This window comes from Candidatus Endoriftia persephonae (assembly GCF_023733635.1).
GTDB lineage: Bacteria > Pseudomonadota > Gammaproteobacteria > Chromatiales > Chromatiaceae > Endoriftia > Endoriftia persephonae.
Genome location: NZ_CP090569.1, coordinates 1,261,447 through 1,279,523 on the forward strand (window position 1 = coordinate 1,261,447; position 18,077 = coordinate 1,279,523).

The 18,077-nt window shown below is 57.4% G+C and carries 17 protein-coding genes; 14 read left to right on the forward strand and 3 right to left on the reverse strand.

What is annotated here, in order from left to right; all coding sequences use genetic code 11:
* Positions 1 to 62 precede the first annotated feature (62 nt).
* Positions 63 to 2,144, reverse strand: a complete 2,082-nt coding sequence (locus L0Y14_RS05700) for a type IV pilus assembly protein FimV (RefSeq protein WP_240991598.1) — start codon at positions 2,142 to 2,144, stop codon at positions 63 to 65.
* 1,003 nt (positions 2,145 to 3,147) lie between these two features.
* Between L0Y14_RS05700 and L0Y14_RS05705 the strand changes: the two genes are divergently transcribed.
* The 7 genes from L0Y14_RS05705 to L0Y14_RS05735 all read left to right on the forward strand — a co-directional run bounded on the left by L0Y14_RS05705 (position 3,148) and on the right by L0Y14_RS05735 (position 10,193).
* Positions 3,148 to 3,861, forward strand: a complete 714-nt coding sequence (locus tag L0Y14_RS05705) for a hypothetical protein (RefSeq protein ID WP_006474159.1) — start codon at positions 3,148 to 3,150, stop codon at positions 3,859 to 3,861.
* A complete protein-coding gene (locus L0Y14_RS05710) occupies positions 3,833 to 5,536 on the forward strand; it encodes a hypothetical protein (RefSeq protein ID WP_240991597.1) in 1,704 nt (567 codons plus the stop codon). Before L0Y14_RS05705 ends, L0Y14_RS05710 begins: the two co-directional genes overlap by 29 nt.
* Positions 5,533 to 5,808 carry a hypothetical protein gene (locus L0Y14_RS05715; RefSeq protein WP_040818982.1) on the forward strand — a complete coding sequence of 92 codons (276 nt, stop codon included), beginning with the start codon at positions 5,533 to 5,535 and terminating at the stop codon, positions 5,806 to 5,808. The genes L0Y14_RS05710 and L0Y14_RS05715 overlap by 4 nt, the downstream gene beginning before the upstream one ends.
* 16 nt (positions 5,809 to 5,824) lie before the next feature.
* Positions 5,825 to 7,228, forward strand: a complete 1,404-nt coding sequence (locus tag L0Y14_RS05720) for a hypothetical protein (RefSeq protein WP_006474156.1) — start codon at positions 5,825 to 5,827, stop codon at positions 7,226 to 7,228.
* Between the two features lie 16 nt (positions 7,229 to 7,244).
* Positions 7,245 to 9,371 (forward strand): hypothetical protein, encoded by a 2,127-nt coding sequence (locus L0Y14_RS05725; protein WP_006474155.1) that lies wholly within the window; start codon positions 7,245 to 7,247, stop codon positions 9,369 to 9,371.
* Positions 9,361 to 9,549: a hypothetical protein gene (locus tag L0Y14_RS05730; protein ID WP_006474154.1), complete on the forward strand. Its 189-nt coding sequence runs from the start codon at positions 9,361 to 9,363 to the stop codon at positions 9,547 to 9,549. Before L0Y14_RS05725 ends, L0Y14_RS05730 begins: the two co-directional genes overlap by 11 nt.
* Before the next feature lie 221 nt (positions 9,550 to 9,770).
* A complete protein-coding gene (locus L0Y14_RS05735; RefSeq protein WP_050799347.1) occupies positions 9,771 to 10,193 on the forward strand; it encodes a glutaredoxin family protein in 423 nt (140 codons plus the stop codon).
* On the opposite strand, the gene L0Y14_RS05740 is transcribed toward L0Y14_RS05735, so the two are convergent.
* Positions 10,187 to 10,450 (reverse strand): Txe/YoeB family addiction module toxin, encoded by a 264-nt coding sequence (locus L0Y14_RS05740; RefSeq protein ID WP_010086693.1) that lies wholly within the window; start codon positions 10,448 to 10,450, stop codon positions 10,187 to 10,189. The two genes, L0Y14_RS05735 and L0Y14_RS05740, sit on opposite strands and share 7 nt — an antisense overlap.
* Entirely contained in the window at positions 10,443 to 10,697 is a 255-nt protein-coding gene (locus L0Y14_RS05745) for a type II toxin-antitoxin system Phd/YefM family antitoxin (protein ID WP_006474153.1), read from the reverse strand. The genes L0Y14_RS05740 and L0Y14_RS05745 overlap by 8 nt, the downstream gene beginning before the upstream one ends.
* Before the next feature lie 256 nt (positions 10,698 to 10,953).
* Between L0Y14_RS05745 and L0Y14_RS05750 the strand changes: the two genes are divergently transcribed.
* The 7 genes from L0Y14_RS05750 to L0Y14_RS05780 all read left to right on the forward strand — a co-directional run bounded on the left by L0Y14_RS05750 (position 10,954) and on the right by L0Y14_RS05780 (position 18,067).
* On the forward strand, positions 10,954 to 13,581 hold the full coding sequence (locus L0Y14_RS05750) for a phage protease (RefSeq protein ID WP_040818974.1): 2,628 nt from the start codon (positions 10,954 to 10,956) through the stop codon (positions 13,579 to 13,581).
* A gap of 75 nt (positions 13,582 to 13,656) precedes the next feature.
* Positions 13,657 to 14,070, forward strand: coding sequence for a hypothetical protein (locus L0Y14_RS05755; RefSeq protein ID WP_006474151.1), 414 nt, complete (start codon positions 13,657 to 13,659; stop codon positions 14,068 to 14,070).
* 50 nt (positions 14,071 to 14,120) lie between these two features.
* Entirely contained in the window at positions 14,121 to 14,390 is a 270-nt protein-coding gene (locus tag L0Y14_RS05760; RefSeq protein WP_040818971.1) for a hypothetical protein, read from the forward strand.
* Entirely contained in the window at positions 14,387 to 14,815 is a 429-nt protein-coding gene (locus L0Y14_RS05765) for a M23 family metallopeptidase (RefSeq protein ID WP_138921761.1), read from the forward strand. The genes L0Y14_RS05760 and L0Y14_RS05765 overlap by 4 nt, the downstream gene beginning before the upstream one ends.
* Positions 14,815 to 15,324 carry a hypothetical protein gene (locus L0Y14_RS05770; RefSeq protein WP_006474148.1) on the forward strand — a complete coding sequence of 170 codons (510 nt, stop codon included), beginning with the start codon at positions 14,815 to 14,817 and terminating at the stop codon, positions 15,322 to 15,324. The genes L0Y14_RS05765 and L0Y14_RS05770 overlap by 1 nt, the downstream gene beginning before the upstream one ends.
* A complete protein-coding gene (locus L0Y14_RS05775; RefSeq protein WP_040818969.1) occupies positions 15,321 to 15,851 on the forward strand; it encodes a hypothetical protein in 531 nt (176 codons plus the stop codon). The genes L0Y14_RS05770 and L0Y14_RS05775 overlap by 4 nt, the downstream gene beginning before the upstream one ends.
* Positions 15,851 to 18,067, forward strand: coding sequence for a hypothetical protein (locus tag L0Y14_RS05780; RefSeq protein WP_040818966.1), 2,217 nt, complete (start codon positions 15,851 to 15,853; stop codon positions 18,065 to 18,067). The genes L0Y14_RS05775 and L0Y14_RS05780 overlap by 1 nt, the downstream gene beginning before the upstream one ends.
* Positions 18,068 to 18,077 lie beyond the last annotated feature (10 nt).

Genomic DNA, 18,077 nt, shown 5'->3' on the forward strand with positions numbered 1-18,077 from the left:
TCGCTGATGGTAACTCAATGTGACCGACAGGCTCGTGTGGATGTGTAAGACTTCGATCCTGATCATTCAGTCTCGTGGGGCTTTTTAGCATCATCCTCATTGATTCTCAGGTCGAGGGCTTCAAGCTCGTTCAGAACCTGAGAGAGTTCTTCATCTGCGGCTGCTTCATCGGAAGGATAGCTCTGCTCGACATCCACTGACTTGAGAAGAAATTCGTTGAGTTCAGAGGGATCGAGAGTGACCGAGTCATCATCATGCTCCAGAGGAAAGTCGTCTATATCCAAGATGGGTGTGGACACGTCTTTGTGCCAGACCGGGTGGTTTGGAAGCCACTCCTGGCCTTTTTTGCGGATCTGCTCCCAGACCTCGGGTGCTTGTTCCGACAGCAATTCGTCGACCTGTTCAATCCATGCGACAAACTGTTTCTCATCTTTTTTGAGCAGAGCGAGCTCAAGTGCCCTGGAGATCAGTGCGATGTCAGATGGTGACTCATGGAGTGCTTCATCGAGTGCATTCTGGGCATCAGAATAGCGACCGTAGGCGATATTGGTATCGATTTGCGTCCGTAGTTTCTCAAGGTTGCTGACGGGCTTTGGTTCCTCAAGCACCTGTTGAGCAAAGCTTTCATCAGTGTCATCGATTTTCTCCAAGGCCACTCTTTCCATGGCGGCTTCGGCGGGAGATGGCCGAGGCTGGTGGGGAATCAGGTCTTCAGCTTCGCTTAGTGTCAGAGACTCATTGAGGTCGTGCTCCTCCTCTTCCCGCATGCGCATCCAAAGCAGCGCAAACAGAGCGAAGATAAGTGCGATACCCAGTCCAATCAACAGTATCCAGTCTGGAGACGACTCGGAGACCTCCTTTTCGTCAGTGGGTGTCGATTCAACTGGTGCTGGTGTATCAGTGGCGATCTCGATTGGAGACGGCGCTGGCTGAGGCTTTTCAATCGCTGCGGGGACAGGTATAGCAGATGTGGCAGACTCTTCGGCCGCGGCAATTTTCTGCTCTTCTGCCACGATACGCACGGCTTCTTCCCTGAGCTCACTGAGGATCTGCTCCATCCCTTCCAGGCGAGCTCGAAGCAGTCGATTCTCATCTCGTACTTCGTCCAACTGTTTGGAGACTTCGCTTAACTCATTTTCCAGACGTTCCTGATTCTCGTCCGAAATCAGTTTCAGATCCTCGTTGCTGACCGGGACCAAACGCAGCAGCGACTCTTCCTCTACCTGCGGTTTGGCTGCATCAGGCGTTGTTGATGTTGCCTCTTCTTCTGCGGTCGCGAGTTGGGATTCAGCGATGCCGGATTGTTCCGCATGCTCTGGCTTCTTTGTCTCTGGCGGAGCGGTAGCCACCGATTCGGTCACGGGCGCGGCTGTCTGAGATGCTGGAGTGGACGGCTTTGGTTGGGGTGCCCGGGTGGCTTGCCGGATCTGCTCGCGGCTCGGGATGGCTAGCTTGGCCCCTTTGCGCAGCAGATTGATGTTTCCATTGATGAAAGCCTGGGGGTTGTGGCGAAACAAGGCCTGTGTCATCTGATGCGTGGAAACGCCACTGCTGGGGCGGGTGCGTTGTGCAATCTGCGACAGGGTTTCACCGCCCCGGACCGGGCCATATACATCTGCGTTGAAGCTCTCCTGTTGCACCTTGGGCGCGGTTTTAACAGGCTTGGGCCTTTTGGGGCGTGGGCGGCGGGTCGCAGGTGCAGACTTCGCGCTTGCTTTTCTGATGTAGGGTTTAGGGTCAAGTAAAACCGTGTAGTCCCGTTGTATCCTGACTTTTGGTCCGGTGAGTTCTAGGGTGAAGGTGACGAAAGGCTCCCGTACTGTGCGCTTTGAAGTGACGCGGATGACCGGCTTATCTTTTTCGGACTGATGGAAGTTGAATCTTAGTGACTCAAGGGCGAACAGGTTCCCGCTGTAGGCTTGACGCTTATCGTTGTCTCGGATAAGTCGCAGTCGATAGTCCGAAAGGTCGACATCATCTGCAGCGACAAGAGCAATTTCCGCATCGAGAGGGGTGTTCAGGTATGAGTGGGTTTCAATCTGACCTAGCCCCAAAGCGAAGCTGCCTCCTGGCAGTAGTGCCGCCGCGAAGATGATTCGTTGTAGAGTGTGCCTCATAGAGTCGGCTTTGATGAATGTCACCATGCGGGCCACAGGTTGATACTCAGTGATTTCGTGTCAAACGGGAAGGATAACTAAATCCGAATCTTCCTTCTACATCATTGGCATGCAAGGCGCTCCCCTCTTGTGACTGGTTCGCCGTTATTGTTGGTCTACATGCCCAGATTTTTGGAATGGGTTCCTTTCCACAAGGATAGCGGCCTTTCAGATTATGTGTAGTCTGGCGCTGAATGAACAATCGCATCTTGGGGTGTGAGGGGGCATCAGTTGATGTGCGCAGGCAAAAATTGCGCCACCAATGGGCGGTGTGCGAGGGGTTTTGACTCGGTGATCTTCCTTTTCTTTCATGATACATCAGTTTTCTGCCCAGGACTTTTAGGTCGCTTCTTCTTGAAGTGGTTACTAAATCTGGCACCGAGTTAAGGCTGTAAAATGCCATAACGAGGTGAACGATGCCGATCTACCCTATCTTTGCCAGCAAGAAGGGAACATTGACAGGATGATGGCGAAAATGCGAAAGATCTGGCGCAGGTTGGGGCCTCTGTTGATCTATCCGAGCCTATCTGGGGCAAAGCCAAGGGGATGCACTTGAATGGAAGACCTTTGCGCGGCCCATGCGGGAGGAACAAGCCGCGAATCATGGCATAATTTTGGTGATAGATGAGAAATTGGGCATGTTTGAGCGGTTGGCTGGTTTTGAGGTGACCTAAAAAACAAAGGGCCTAGCAATTTCTCGCTAAGCCCTTGTTTTGTATGGCTCCGCGATCGCGCCTTACTGGGAACAAAATCTCTGGTGGTTTGGCTGCCAGATCGGTTCCACAGGAAGACGGCGTGATTCTTGGGCATCTCAAAGCTTGATCCTCTACCAGAAGTGAATTTCCATTGTCGCCAGTGCGGCCATAAATTCCGCGCTGAGCCGAAGTTTGTCAGTGAGGCTCCTGAACTGGCGCACCACCCATTCTCATACTCAGCCGAATGCCCAAACTGCAATGATACCGCATCCCAGGCCGCCTGGGAGCGGAATCTTATGCTTGCGCATGCAAGCGCGACCGGCCCGACCACGGATGAGGGCAAGCGTCGCTGCAAGTTCAATGCGCTGAAACATGGTCTGCGGGCCGATACCGCCACCTACTACCCGGCCAAGCCTGGCGGATACCCCCACTGCAACGGCTGCGAGTATCGCACTGACCTGGAGTGCCTAGACTTCGGCGGCTGCCTGAAGCGCACCGAGCTGCTGCTGCGCCATCAGATCGCCTTTGAGTCTGGTGACCCCTCCAAGTTGCAGGCGTTTCGGGCCAGGACCCAGGCCCACATCCAGGCCCTGATTGACGACATGATCCTGGCGATCGCTCAGGATGGTGGGCCGCGGATCAAATCCCCCGAGTGGTACTACGACAAGGATGGCATCTTCCACCTGGCGCGATTCAGGGATGCCGAGACGGATGAATGGATCCAGCTGGAGAAGATCGAGGCCCACCCCCTGTTGAAGCTGCTGATGGACTACATCAGCAAGAACAAGATGACCCTCGAGGACATGGGCATGACGCCCAAGGCGCAGGATGAGCAGGAGAGCATTCGTGGGTACCTGGACCACGAAAAGGGCAGCCAGCAGGAGGCTCTGGAGTACCAGCGCCAGACTCAACAGCAGCTGGAGCACTTGCAGACGCTGATCGGCAACAGTTACACCCCGGCCAGGGAGCCGGTCACTGTAGATGCCGATGCTGAGGTGGTTCGTGAGTGATCGGGTCTCAGCCGCCCAGCGGATCCGCATGCAGAACCTGGCCGAGCGTGAGGTGATGCGCTACGCCCAAGATCACGCCATGTGGCACAAGCACGTCCACAACGTAGATCTGGACCCCATCCAGGTGCTGAAGTGCCTCGAGATGGACCGGCACCCCAACACCATCGACTTCTCCAGCCGCCGCACCGGTAAGACGGCGATCAAGGAGATGTACGAGCTCAAGAAGAACGCCACCAAATCAGACCAGGAACTTGGCATCGTCGCGCCGCATGAGGCGCAGAGCCTGGTCAATCTTGGGTGTCATCTGGACGCCATCCGCCGTTCCCCCATTCTCGAGGCCTGGATCAATTTCAAATCTGGCCGCCGGCAGTTTGCTGATACCTATTACGAATTTACCAACCGGTCAAAATCCAGAGCCTACGGCATCATGGCCCAGGTGGACGGTGGTGATCTGACCTCTGCCTCCCTCGAGGAGGTAGACGACATGCCAAAAGACCGGCTCTTCTCCCGTTTCCTGCTGATGATGGGCGCCGCCCGCCGCCTGGGGGCCGCGTCAGACTCAGAGAATGAGCCGGAGATCCGCATTACCGGTGTTTTCAAGGGGGCCGATACCCTCACCGACCTGCTGAGCTCCGGCAAATACCACGCCCTGGGCTGCCTGCATGGTGAGAAAGCCACAGACCAGATCCGCGCCTACATTGCCATGGGCGAGATGGATGAAGAGGCGGTGGATCTGGAGAGCTACAGCTACCCAGTCCCCATCGCCAATGCGCTTACCGGCGCCGAACTGGGTCTGCTGAACAAACAGTTCATGGCGAACATGAAGAGCCAGCTCTCTCCAGACGAATACACCCGCCAGTTGCTGTGCGTGAACACCGCCAGTCGCAACCTGATCTGGGAGACCTACGTGCGCCGGGCCTTGCAGGTAGGGCTGATGGCCAATCTGTCCATCCTGGAGCCGCTGCCCGGAGTGAAGCATGTCAAGCGCGGCCTGCTTGGTTTTGGCTACGATGCCGGCGGCCATGGCGAAGATCCGAAAAGCTCCAAACACGCCCTGGTGGTGGTCGAACAGATCGGCAACTACACCACCTTCCCCTTCTGCAAAACCTGGTCTCCAGGTGCCGATGATCAGGTGGTGAAGCGGGATCTGATCGGTTTCTGGGACTATTTTCAGCCGGATACCGCCTTTGGCGATGCCTACGGCGTGGGCATGCTGACCCAGCTGAACGACGAACTCTATGCAGAGGGCCTGACCCACATCGACCGCCGCACCGTTGGCGATGGTGACAGCACCGCCAGCACCTGGCCCGAGTGGCCTTTTTCACCGATCCGATTTGAGGGCATGGTCAAACACAACATGGCCTCCGCCCTGCGCGGTGCCTTCCACAACAACCAGGCCGCCATCCCCTACCTGGATGATCAGGAGGAGAGCCTGCTGGATCCCATCCTGGCCGACATGCGCATGCTCACCCGGCAGCTGCCAAACATCGTCGCCGTGCCGACCAAAACCAGCTACGCCAGCTACAAGCAGGCAGACAGCAAAATCGGAGATGACCTGTTTGACGCCGCCATGGCTGCCGTCTGGGGGCTGGCTACACGCGGTGCCGTGCAGGTCTCCACCTCCATCCTGACACGCACACGGTGTCGGACAGAATTGATGAAAGGAGCGATATGAGAATCAACTCAGGGGCCAACGGGCTGTCGCTTGCCGGACTTCAGCCAGAAGTCGCCTTAGCCGCCATGGCGGTGGGTATCTACTTCATGGAAAACAGCTGGCGCTGCGAACTCAAGGCAGCGCCTGGCGGCTTTGCGATTTCAATCCACCCTATTTTTGCAATGTTTCACGATCTGATCACTGAGCAGATAGATGATCGATTGGGTGATGAGTTCGCTGTAAAACTTGATCAGGGGTACTGGCACGTTACCTTCCAGCCTGGAACGGCCTAAGCACGAGGATCTGACCATGCACAAACTCTCAGCCATCCAGGACAAGTATCAGCGCCTGCTAGGCCCGTTGCCGGCCAGTGCCATCCTGCAAGCGCACCGCCAGGTCGGTGTCTACCCTGGCCCGACCTCTGAGCGTGGTCGCCGGCCCACCCCAGAAGATCAGATTAAGTACATCTACCGGCAGATGTGGGTCGATCCAGAGCTGCGCAGCGCCATCCTGGAGATCCGGCAGATGGATCGGGAGGATCTGCGGGTAAAGAAGATCCATCGGCGCACCGCCGCGGCGGTGATCAAGGGTGGGCTGAAGCTGAAGAACCCAAATCAAACCACCAGTGTGCGAAAGGCATGGGATCGGTTCGAGCGCCGCCTGAAGCTGCAGCAGTCGCCCAAGCTGCTGAGCGATGCCCGGGGCCTGCTGATGGAGGGTAACCTGCCCATGCAGTGGGTACTCGACCATGAGCGCCGCAGCGTGCTACAGGGGGTGCGAATGCCCGCTGAAACCATCCTGCCAAAGGTCGGGCAGAACGGGCAGTTTCTCGACCCGCGCCTGGCCTATGAACAACACGACCTGGCCAACGGCGCCATCCTGTTCACCTTCGCGCTCTGGCAGCTCACCCTGGGCCGCCTCACCCCGGACAACTTCGACGATTGGGGCAGCCTGGGCCGCCCCTACCTGGATGCGGCCCGCTCGGTCTGGAAGAAGCTGGTGATGACCGAGGAAGACCTGGTGCTGCGCCGGCGAATGCGGGCACCGCTACGGGTAGCCCATGTGCTCGAGGGGGCCAACAAGGAGGAGCTGGCCTCTTACCGGGATCAGGTCGAGCGAGACCAGGCGGAAGGCATCACCACCGACTACTACCTGAACAAAAAGGGTGCGGTGAGCCCGGTGCAGGGCGATGCCAACCTGGATCAGATCGCCGACGTGGCCCATCTACTCGACACCTTCTTCTCTGGCTCTCCCGCCCCCAAGGGCCTGTTCGGCTACGTGGGTGACCTCAGTCGGGACATCCTCGAAGACCTGAAGCGGGATTTCTTTGAAGAAGTGGACGCCATCCAGGATGAGCTCTCCACCGTCTACCAGACAGGCTTTGAACTGCAGCTGCTACTAGACGGCATGAGCCCGGACAACTTCGATTTCAGCGTCGAGTTTGCCGAGCGGCGCACCGAAACCCCCAACCAGGCGGCCGATCGGGCGCTGAAGTGGCAGGCCCTTGGCATCAGCCAGCAGACCGTGCTCGACATCATCAACCTGGATGCAGAGACAGAACTGAAGCGCAAGCAGCAGGAGCGGGGCAAGTGGAATCCATATCCCGACCCCAATGCCATCAACCCCAAGCGGCCCAGCGTGAGTATCACGCCTGGCAACGCAAAAAAAGGGGAGAGCGCCACCACCATCAGCACCCGGTCAGGCAATGACTAAACAGGAGCGCTGATTGATGTACGGCCATCCCGGCGCCATCCGCCTGGCAGAAAACCCACGTACCGCAGCCAAGGCAGCCATCAAGCGTGGCAGCAAGGCAGCACGAGCGAAGATGCGGCAGTTGAGCCGGGAACTGCTCAAGCAGCTGGAGAGCGTCTACCGCCGGGCTGTTGAAGACATCCGTGCATATCTTCAATCCCGCGCCGGTGATGACAACACCCTGCGCCTCGAGGTGATGCAGGATCTGCTCACCCAGGCGGAATCCCGCCTTAACCTGATGGCGGCGGAGCGTAACGGGCTGTTGGAGTCTGGCCTGCTGCAGGCGGCGGACATCGGCGTCGAGCCGTTTCAGCAGGCAGTGGATATTGGCGCCAGCCTGACCAGGATCGCCGATGACGCGGCCCGGTTCGTCACCCAGTTTGTGGCAGAGGATGGCCTGCAGCTCTCCAACCGCATCTGGAAGCTGGATGGCCAGGCCCGGGAGGTGGTGGGGGATGCCATCCAGCAGGCGGTGGTGCGTGGCTGGTCAGCATCCAAGGCAGCCCAGGCGTTCCTCAGCCGCGCCCAGGCAGTTCCCAAGGAGGTGCAGAGCCAGATCAACGCCGCCAGCGCGACGAAGGTTGGCGAACAGATCCTGGATGGGGTGATGCGATCGGAGGGCAGCGCCTACAGCAACGCCATGCGCCTGTTCCGCACCGAGATCAACCGCGCTCATGGTGAGGCCTACCAGGCTGCAGCTTTCGATCATCCAGATGTGATTGGCACCCGGTTCCTTCTATCGCCGAACCATCCCCGCACCGACATCTGCGATATGCACGCCAAGGTCAACCGCTATGGCCTGGGTCCTGGTGTCTATCCAAAGGGAAAGAATCCATGGCCGGCGCACCCCAACACGCTCAGCTTTGTTGAGGTGGTGTTTGATGATGAGGTGAGTGAAGACGACAGGAAAGGCAAGGAGACCCGCATCGACTGGCTGAAGCGTCAGGATGCGGGAGTGCAGTCAGATGTGCTCGGTGCTAGGGTCAAGCAGGCGGCGCTCAAACAGGGTGTTCTGACAGAGCAGGAAATTGCCACCCCCTGGCAGATTCTGAAGAAGAAGTACGCCCGCAAGGGCATCGACATCAAAGGGGCGATCCCCGGTAGCAAGGCCCCGACTACCGAAGGAGTTCAGCCAGACAGCAGCGGGGTGATCATCAAGACCTCATTCCCGGAGGGGTTCCCGGTGGCTGAGAACCTGCCCCAAGCCAACAAGATCGCCAAGCAGTACGTCACCAAGGGCCGGGCCCACCACTATCCCAAAGAGGCCAACGGCGAGTTCACGATTCGCTTCCGTCATGGGCCCAAGTTTCTTCCCAAGCAGATTCGGGAGAAGAAGTTCAACAAGATCAGCTTTTCTGGCCTCAAGGTGGAGACGGCAAACGCCACCAACCGGATGCTGCATGAGGTGGATCAGGTCGCCGAAAAACTGGGGCTTCCGGCGCTCCGGGGCGTGAATACTGCAGCCGGCCAGGCCGCTGCCTCGATGGGTGATGGGGTGCTTGCCATCAGCAAGTACAATAACCGCTACTTCGGCACGCGGATGACGCAGCAGGAGGCGATCGCCCACCACAAGGGGTTGGTCAAACAGAAGCGAGAGATCCTCGATAAATGGCTTGAAACCTACCAAGGCCCAGCGAGCACCAAAGAGCAGATAAAACAGGCCTATCTGAAGGACATCCAGAACCTGGAGAATCGCCTGAAACGGCTGGAGCAGGGCGTGCCCGTCGAAGTGGTCACCAATCCACCGTCCACCTGGAAGCCTGGTAGTCCGGATGTAGCCCCAGCGCTCTCAGATGCCTACTTCTCCTTGCCCGAGGAGAAGTACAAATCCACCATCTGGCATGAGTTTGGGCACCACATCCATCAGCAGCTCGGGGTGAGTGATGCTACTAGTTACCAGGCCCCGCCCCTCGAGGCGGATCTTCTAAAATTATTCAAGAAACCGGGCAGAACCTTTCCCACGCGGTACTCGAGAACCAACCACAAGGAGTGGTTCGCCGAGTCCTACTCCCTCTACCGCTTGGGGCGCAGCGATCTGCTCGACCCAGACCTGCTGGCACTTATCAGACAGATTGAATCAGGAGAATACACAGGTGGTCAGTAAACAGTGCATGAATTGTCTACACAGAATCGACTCGGTTGAGGGATCCCTCATCTGCCTGGCTTTCCCGGACGGCATTCCCGAGGCGATCGTCACTGGTGAGGTCGACCACAGCCGCCCCTATCCGGGGGATAATGGCTTTCAATACGAACCGGAGCTTCCTGATGATGGCAATTACTGATCCTGTCCAGTCTATCCGTCCCGTAGTACGCTGTGATTGTGGTCAGGTGCTGTTTGATGGGGTGGTGATTAAGTCCCGTGTTGTGCGAGTGCTGCCGGTGGGGGCTGAGGCAAAGTGTAGGTGTAAGCGGTGGGTGAAAGTGCCCGTCAGTTACTCATTAAGCTGAGGACAGTCCGTTGTCCTTCCGCCAGCATAACAGAGGAATTTTTATGCAGAATGTGATGTTGAAAATACTGGCTGTACTGGCACTTTGTTTATTGATTGCCGGCCATGCAACAGCGGAAATATTCAAATGGACGGATGAGAATGGGAAGGTCCACTTCTCTGATAAGAAGCCGAGGCATCTGGAAGCAAAGAAAATAAAGCTAAAAATCAATACCTACGAGGCTGTCAGTTACGATAGGTCAATATTCAATACTGGCAAGAAAGTGGTCATGTATTCGACGAGCTGGTGTGCCTATTGCAAGAAGGCGAAAAAGTACTTCAGGAGAAAAGGTATATCATTCACTGAATACGATATTGAGAAAAACGCTAAGGCCAAGCGGCAGTATGAAAAAATGGGCGCAAAAGGTGTGCCTGTAATACTGGTCGGAAATAAGCGAATGAATGGGTTTAGTGAGAAGGGTTTTGAGAGAATCTACTGATAGTGATACCGGCACGAAATAACAGTGACATGCGAATCTGTTACTGCATAAACCAAGCGGTTGGTATCATCAATTCGCCGAGACCAGAAACCCGATAAGTTCTGCTTCAGCGCTTCCGGCTTACCGATCCCCTCAAACGGGGTCCGCAGCACATCAGTGATCAGTTTGTTCACCCGCTTGAGGGTCTTCCTGTCCTGCCCCTGCCAGTAGACATAATCCGCCCAGGCCTCCTCGGTCCAGGCGAGATGCCTACTCATCGACGAGTTCTCGAGTCACCGTCTTACCCTGGCGAAACTGCTCGATCGACTTCTCCAAGTGAGCCGCATTGGCTGGCGACCTGAGCAGATGGACCGTCTCCATCAGCCCGTTGTAATACTCTAGCGACATAACAACCGCATCTTCGGTATCCCGGCGCGTGATGATTGTGCAGTCGGCGTCGTCAATCACCTGATCTAACACGGATTTAAGGCTGTTTCTGGCTTCTGTGAATGTGACGATGCGCATTTGAAGTGCTCTTCTGTACAGGTTATGGGACAAGTATGGCATCGGCAGTCAACATGTTCAATAAAGTGTACATGAAATCAGGGGTAAGAATGCGTTCGGTAGTCACCTGAGTTGACGCATAACCCCTTGACTTATATTGCGATTCTGCAAGAATTAGTATTGAAAATATAAAGGCGTAACGCTTTCCAGCGAAAAGCCGACCGTTCCACCCTTCGGGGATGGGGCGGTCGGCTTTTTGCGTTTCTGGGGTCACTGAATGGACAAAGCTCGAATCATTCGCCTCTCTGCTGATGGCCCGGATGGGTCAGTCCTGCTGCTCTCTGGTGAGGTTTCCCTGGCCGAAGGCCAAAGTGAATCCTGGGAGACCATTACCCGAGTGGTGAAGTTCGATGATTCCTATTATGGGGAGGTCGAGATCACCAAAGGCATGTTGCTGCAGATGGTGCGGAACTTTCAGGCCAACGTCTACGGTCAAGACATCGCGGTGGATATCGCACACAACCCCAGTAACGGCGCCGGTGGCTTCATTCGTGAGCTGGCCGTTGAAAACGGCAAACTGCGTGGCCGGATCGAGTGGACAGACTTCGGCGTGGAATCGGTAACCAAGAAAGGCTACCGCTACTTCTCCGCCGAGTACCACGAAAACTACAAAGATCCTGAGTCGAGCAAGAAGCATGGCGCCTTGCTGCAAGGCGCTGCCCTCACCACCCGGCCCCGGGTGAAATTTCTCGATCCCATCGACCCGAAACGGCTGCAGCTCTCCCTGGATGGGGAGGAAGACGGAAGGCCTATCAGCGTATCTCCCCGAATCATCCAGAAACTGAGCGACGAGGTAACCACCATGTGGAAAGAACTCATCAAGCAGCTGCAGGCGCAGCTGGCGAAATTCAAACTGGCCGAGCCCGTTGTGGCCACCATCTCCGGCCAGTTCGAGGGCGCCCTAAATGGCATCACTGACGAGGCCCAGGCCAAGATCCTGCTGAGCGCATTCAGCGGTATGGGCGAGCAGCTCAGCACCCAGCTGGCAGACAATGGCACTGATGGCGCCGCCATCAAGCTGGATTTCTCCGGCCTGCAGCAGGCGCTGTCCGGCATGCCGGGCGCCGGCGGGCTCTCGAAGGATGAGGTGCTGAAGCTGATGGCCGATCAGCAGGCGGAAGAGGCCCGCAAGTTGGCGGAGAGCGAAGAGCTGCGCACCGCCAACGTTAAGCGCTTCACCGATGCTATCAACACCCAGGACGGATTTACCGACGGCTTGAAAAAGCAGCTCTGCGAAGGCGTCGAGGATCTGATCACCGCCGAGATGAGCGAGCCTCAGATCAAGGCTCTGGCCGATAATCAGATCCGCCTAGGTAACCAGATGAGCGCCGCGTCAAAGCTGGCTGGCCTGGGTTGGGAACCACCCGGTGTTGGTGGTTCTGTGCACATTCAGGGCGGCGACTCCAACGCGATCAAACAGCTCCAGGAACATGCCGATCAGCGACTTGGCATCACCAAACTGCCTGATTCCCGTCGCTACGCCGCCACCGACGGCACGCTGCAGGAAGAGAACAAGGCCCTGGCCGAGCAGGTGCTGGCCGAGTTCGATCGGCAGAATGCCCGGCGCCTGCATGACGAGTCGGTGCGGTTGGCTGCCGGTGATGGCAACGTCTCAGACGTGGTGCTGCCTGCTGCTTTCGAGCGCACCGTCATCCGCGAGGCTCTCTACCAGCTGCGCGGCACCCTGCTGGTGGATGTGGGCACCGCCCCCTTTGGTGCAGTGATCGAGATCCCCTACAGCTATCGTGACACCACGGGAGCCGGTGCTGATGCAGTGCGCCGCTATGAGGGGCAGGGCATCCAGCGGGCTGGCGTCAAGCAGACCACCTGCGAGGCCCGGCCGATTCCACAGAAGCTTTCCTTCCTGGTCTCCGACGAGCTGCGCTACCTGATGCAGGCTGGTCGCATCAATTGGGATGCGGTCTCCGAGAATCGCAACAACGCCTCCCGCATCATCGCGGAAGACACCGACATGCTGCTGCACAATGAGTTGCTGAATGCCGCTGATGAGTACGCGGCAGCCACCGTCAGCAGCGAAAATATCGCTGGCGGCTTTGATGGCGCAAAAACCATCTTCCCTCTTGCTCAGTTTCCCGTGGTTCGACCGCGCAAAGCGTTTGATCTGCAGGGCAATCAGGTGGGGTCCACCCTCAACCCGATCACTGTCACCTACGATAGCGTGGCGCGTGAAGAATACGACGGCTCAGGCACCCAGGTTGCTGGCATCTACTACGTGATGAACTACAATCATGGCGAGATCAGCTTTGTGGATGAGGTCGGCGCCATCATCGCCCCGGCGAACGGTCTGGCCTGCATCGTCTCCTATAGCTACTCCACCAACGTCTACAAGTTCGACACCGACCTGGGCAGCCTGACCCAGAAGGCCAAATGGGACGACTTCCTCTTCCGTTTCGGCCTGCGCAAGAACGTCATCCAGGACGACCGCTTCTACCAGTGCAACTTTGCCGCCATGTCCGGCAACGTCATGACCCAGATCGAGCAGGCGGAGACCTTCGGCGCCAATTTTGCCAAACCCGGTACCGACCTGGCCTCCAACGGTGATCTGGGCCGGATCAAGGACGTGGCCGGCTTCCGCACCTCAGCCCCAGGCATCAGCCTGGGTGATCAGCGCTTGGTGATGGGCCAGCGCGGCACCACCCGCCTGCGCATGGTCAAGCCCTGGTCGATGGGTGAACTCGAGAACGAGCGCAATGCCCAGGGTCTGTTCACCGGTGAAAAGCAGGCCTACGGCGATCAGTTCATCGTGGTGAAAACGCCAGAGCCGCTGCAGCGTGCGCACACATCCATGGTGCTCTACAGCGCAACCACCCGAGTGGTGCGGTAACCGATCCTCCATCCTCCCTTGGTGGATTCCCCTCCCTGCGGGGAGGGGCCTTTTAAAAACCGAACAGAGTGCAAGATGATGGAAATCCCCATTCACAACCCAGGCAAGAACCCATTACCGGTCGGCAACCTGACTGTATTCCCCGGTGAAACCCGGCTGATTGAAGAGCGGCTGGTGCCGCCGCATCTGCGCCCCCAGCAAGAAGCCGAGTCCGTGCTGTTACCAGAAGACCCCGTGCTTGCTCTCCTGGAACGCACTGTCCCTGAGATTGTGGCCCACCTACCAGCGCTCTCTGATGAGGACTATGAGGGGCTGAAAGAGGCCGAGCGCAACGGCAATACCCGAGTGACCCTGGTTAAGGCCTTCAGTGAAGAGGATCTGCGCCGTGCAAATGCCGAGTTTGAATCCGCGCAAGCGACTGCGGGTGGTGACGCCGATAGCGCAAGTGACAGCGCGGCGAATGAACAACATCCGAACCAGGCTGAGTAGTTGTCAGGGCGTCGAAACTGACGATGGCCACGGGAATAAACAGGGAAAACATGGCACTTCCAGAGATTGATTGGCACGGGATGCTCCCCTTCATCCTGAGTACAGGACAGACGCAACGGCTGTCAGTCGCACGCATCACCGAGGCCATCATCATCGCGGCACTGACCGGTGGGGGCGTGATGTGGGCCACGCAGCAGGTGATGGGTGAGCAGATCGAGGGGCTACGTTCTGACGTGCAAAAGCTCGAGCAGCGCATGGAGAGGTTCCAGCGTGACTTCTATGCGCCGCGTGTCGGTCCGGATTTTTCGAGGTCGTCGTGATTCTGATTGGCGCCCCCATTCGAGGATCAGATAAGCAGGGTAGTGGCGCCTACATGGCGCCGCGCGGCTCACGTTTCCACCGTGGGCTCGATATCGCCTGCTATGCAGGTTCCGAGGTTTACAGCGTCAGTGCCGGGATCGTCACTAAGATCGGCTACCCCTATGACCCACGGCACCCGATCAAGGGGAAGCTGCGCTATGTCGAGGTGCAGGATGGCGATGGCATGCGGTCCCGCTACTTCTATGTGTCGCCGCTCGTTGAGGTTGGCGATGTCGTGCGCCGGCGTGAGCTGATCGGCGTCACCCAGGGGCTGATCAATATCTATCCGGGCATCACCGACCACTTCCATTTCGAGGTAAAAAGCGAGCGCGGCCAGTTCCTCAACCCGCACGACTATCTCGATAAAAAAGGGGTGGGGTACTGATGGCCGGGATTCTCGATCTGGATGTCGGCAGTATCGTCGGCAACGTGATGGAAAAGGGGCTCAAAATCGCTGAGCGGTATTTTCCACCTGATATGAGTGATGCTGAAAAGGCAAAAATCAAACTGCAGATCAGGGCGGTTGAAGAAAGAGAGAAAGAGCGGGCTGAAAAGTATCTGCTGGAAGCTACCCAAGCATTGACAGACAGGATCGCTCAGCTTGAGGGCACGGCCTCGGATCTGAAGTCGGTGCCGGTTGTTGGACCGCTGATGCTATTCCTGCGTGGGTCACAACGTGTCGCTTGGGGATTCGGTGTGCTCTATATGGACCTGCAGGTTTTCTCAGGTGCCTGGAAACTTGGGCAAATGGATGCCGGTGATCAAGTGGTCGACCTGGCTGGCGCATTCTGGATTATCAATCTGCTCGTGCTGGGCTTCCTATTCGGCGAGCGGGCAATCAAAAACCTGATGCCGTTGTTCGAGAGGCTGCTGTCATCGAAGGTCGGCAAATGACAGACGCAACGTTCGCCATTGCTCAGAAGAGTGTGGTCATAGGCGATCCTCTCAACCCGAATAATTGCCGATTTTCAGCAGGGGCCGTTCGCAAAGTCTTCCCAGTGATGGGCCACGCCCCTGGTGAAAATAGTATTTGGCGGTTTGTGACGATCACCGATATTCCCATCGGGCCAGAGCCGTACCTGATAACGGTGCCGGTTGGTGGTGAACTGGTTTCTGTTGAGATGCAGCGGGACCCAATCGACAGACTTAATGGGCAGTTCGTTCGGCCTCTTGTCAGTGGTTACTACAACGCAGAAGGCGAATGGGTCCAGTCGTCAGAGATAAGATCCGATCGTTTTGTATTCTCCCCAGAATTAGCAGATCAGGCCCGGCCCGGAGTGGTGGCTGCGCTGGCATCTGATAATCGGGTGACTGTGTCATGGCTTGAGGCTAAGCAGGCCCTCATTGATATGGTGACTCTGACCCCCGTGACAGATAGGCACCTGTCTGAGAATCTCCTGATCTGGCCGGGAGCCGTGTAATGGCTATCCAATACATTGATCCGTCGCGGACAATCGGTGACCCGCTCAATGATGGGCTAACTGAGGCCACCGCATGGGCCGATGCGAACGAGGCCCTGGACAGTCTGGCGGCCCCAGTCGCCTCTGGGGAGGTGCTGGAGTTTGTTTACACCGGCACCAGTGTCTATACAGACTCTGTTACACAGCTGTCGTTCGGCACAACCCATTGTGCTAATGGCGGCATCATCCGGTTCCGGGCTCAAGCTCCTTATGGGCCTAAGTACGATGCTGCCAAGTTCGCCATCTCGAAATCATCTGCTGGCGATCTAATAGTAACCGGCACTGGGTTTGAGGGGCAGATCCACTTCAAATGGCTCCGCCTCTATAACGTGTCAGGCCGTATTGCAAACCCGATAAATGCGGGTGGTGCAAACCTCGCCAAACTCGACTTTGAAGCCAACTATGTGTTAGTTGGCAGTGCTGATGATGTGTTCCGCATTGGCGCCGCAGATGTACGGATACGCGTCTGGAACAACGCTATTACCACAAACGGGTCGAGTGCCTCTGACGAGGTATTCAATCTAGCTAACAGCGCCTCGTTCATGTGGGCCTATTGCAACTCCATCTGGGGTGCCCAAAACCCATCAGTATTCGAGGCTACTGGCAGCGGTTACGATTACGCCAATAATGCCTTCTGGCGGGTCACTCAAGACGTTACTGGCGTTCAATCCGGCCTGACAACTAATTACATCGCCAGTGATGATGGTACCGCTGTAGGTACTGGTAATATCACATTAACAGTCAATCCTTTTGTTGCTCCTGCATTAAACACAGCTGGCGATATGACAATGACTGTGGCAGCACAGTCGGTGCTCAACGTTGGTGCGGCTTCTGCAAATACAAATTTCTCGGTCACTGACGACATCAATGGAGTCGCACGTGGCGCCGGTGATTATTTTATCGGCTGCGAGACCGTGCCCAGCGCCGGCGGCACCACAAAGTCGGTTTCAGATTCTGGCACCGCCCTCGACAGCGTCGCCCTACCTGCCGTTTCCCTGGCGCTGACAGATGCCGGGGCAGGGTTGGATGCGTTCGCAGGCCCATCGACTACCTATGCCATCGCAGATGTCGGTGCGGGCGCTGACAGCACGCAGCCATCGGCATTGATGCAGCTGGCCGAAGTTAGCAGTTCGCTGGAGTCAGCCGGGTTGTCTGGTCTGCTGACGCTCCAGGATGCCGCGGCAGGTGCAGAGGCCACCGGCCTGGCTGTTACCCTCGCGGTCGGAGAGGTTGGTCTCAGCTCTGAACTGCTCTCCGTACTGACTGCAGCGATGAAGTTGGTGGCCGACACCGGCAGCGGTAGTGATGCCGTCACACTGGCGACCAATCTCATAGTGCTGGATTCCGGTGCCGCAGCAGATCAGCCACTACTGACAGCTGCCCTGAATGTCACAGATGCCGGTTCTGCCATCGATACCCTGCTGGCCCTGACAGACATCCTGAAAACCGTCGCTGATATCGGCACTGGCGCTGAGGCTGTCAGCACCTCGGCACTGCTGCAGTCGACGGAGGCCGGCACCGCAACCGACACGCCGACTGTTGCGGTCGCACTCTCTCTCCAGGAGTTGGCTAGCGCCACAGAGGTGATCACCACCCTGCAGGCCCTGCAGAAAACAGTCACTGACCTCGGCTCAGCGGTCGAAAACATGGGCCTTTCGGTCTCTCTCACGCTGCCCGATACCGGGAGCGGCTCTGACGCAGTTGATGCCTCCACCTTTCACCAGGCGCAGGACACCGGCTCAGTTTCCGAACTGCTCACCACCCTGCAGTCCGTTCTGAAGAGCGTCAGTGATATCGGCAGCGCGGTGGATGGCCTCTTTCTGTCGATCGCCTTGTCGCTGCCCGACAGCGCCACCGGGGCTGATGCGGCATCTGCCGATGCCTCGCTCCCGATCCAGGACACAGGCACCGCCCTCGAGGCAGTGAGCACCCTGCAGTCGATTCTGAAGCTGGTCAGCGACGCCGCGACCGCAATCGATGCGCTCACCCTCTCTGTCGATCTGCCTGTGGCTGATGCGGGCGCGGGCACCGACGACACCACCCTGCAGGCGATGCTGGCGCTGCTCGAGTCCGTCGGTGCCACCGATCTGGTGGTGAGCCATATTCCCGGCCAGACCCGCATCACCACCATCCGTTTCACCCTGAAGGCTCGATCGATGACCTTCACCCTGCACTAATGAGGATACG

Excerpts from the sequence above, each read along its gene's own strand:
- L0Y14_RS05700 (WP_240991598.1), bottom strand. The coding sequence starts at position 2,144 with ATGGTGACATTCATCAAAGCCGACTCTATGAGGCACACTCTACAACGA.
- L0Y14_RS05720 (WP_006474156.1), top strand. The coding sequence starts at position 5,825 with ATGCACAAACTCTCAGCCATCCAGGACAAGTATCAGCGCCTGCTAGGC.
- L0Y14_RS05775 (WP_040818969.1), top strand. The coding sequence starts at position 15,321 with ATGACAGACGCAACGTTCGCCATTGCTCAGAAGAGTGTGGTCATAGGC.
- L0Y14_RS05735 (WP_050799347.1), top strand. The coding sequence starts at position 9,771 with ATGTTGAAAATACTGGCTGTACTGGCACTTTGTTTATTGATTGCCGGC.
- L0Y14_RS05750 (WP_040818974.1), top strand. The coding sequence starts at position 10,954 with ATGGACAAAGCTCGAATCATTCGCCTCTCTGCTGATGGCCCGGATGGG.
- L0Y14_RS05705 (WP_006474159.1), top strand. The coding sequence starts at position 3,148 with ATGCTTGCGCATGCAAGCGCGACCGGCCCGACCACGGATGAGGGCAAG.
- L0Y14_RS05740 (WP_010086693.1), bottom strand. The coding sequence starts at position 10,450 with ATGAGTAGGCATCTCGCCTGGACCGAGGAGGCCTGGGCGGATTATGTC.
- L0Y14_RS05770 (WP_006474148.1), top strand. The coding sequence starts at position 14,815 with ATGGCCGGGATTCTCGATCTGGATGTCGGCAGTATCGTCGGCAACGTG.
- L0Y14_RS05755 (WP_006474151.1), top strand. The coding sequence starts at position 13,657 with ATGATGGAAATCCCCATTCACAACCCAGGCAAGAACCCATTACCGGTC.
- L0Y14_RS05715 (WP_040818982.1), top strand. The coding sequence starts at position 5,533 with ATGAGAATCAACTCAGGGGCCAACGGGCTGTCGCTTGCCGGACTTCAG.
- L0Y14_RS05725 (WP_006474155.1), top strand. The coding sequence starts at position 7,245 with ATGTACGGCCATCCCGGCGCCATCCGCCTGGCAGAAAACCCACGTACC.
- L0Y14_RS05760 (WP_040818971.1), top strand. The coding sequence starts at position 14,121 with ATGGCACTTCCAGAGATTGATTGGCACGGGATGCTCCCCTTCATCCTG.
- L0Y14_RS05710 (WP_240991597.1), top strand. The coding sequence starts at position 3,833 with ATGCCGATGCTGAGGTGGTTCGTGAGTGATCGGGTCTCAGCCGCCCAG.
- L0Y14_RS05780 (WP_040818966.1), top strand. The coding sequence starts at position 15,851 with ATGGCTATCCAATACATTGATCCGTCGCGGACAATCGGTGACCCGCTC.
- L0Y14_RS05745 (WP_006474153.1), bottom strand. The coding sequence starts at position 10,697 with ATGCGCATCGTCACATTCACAGAAGCCAGAAACAGCCTTAAATCCGTG.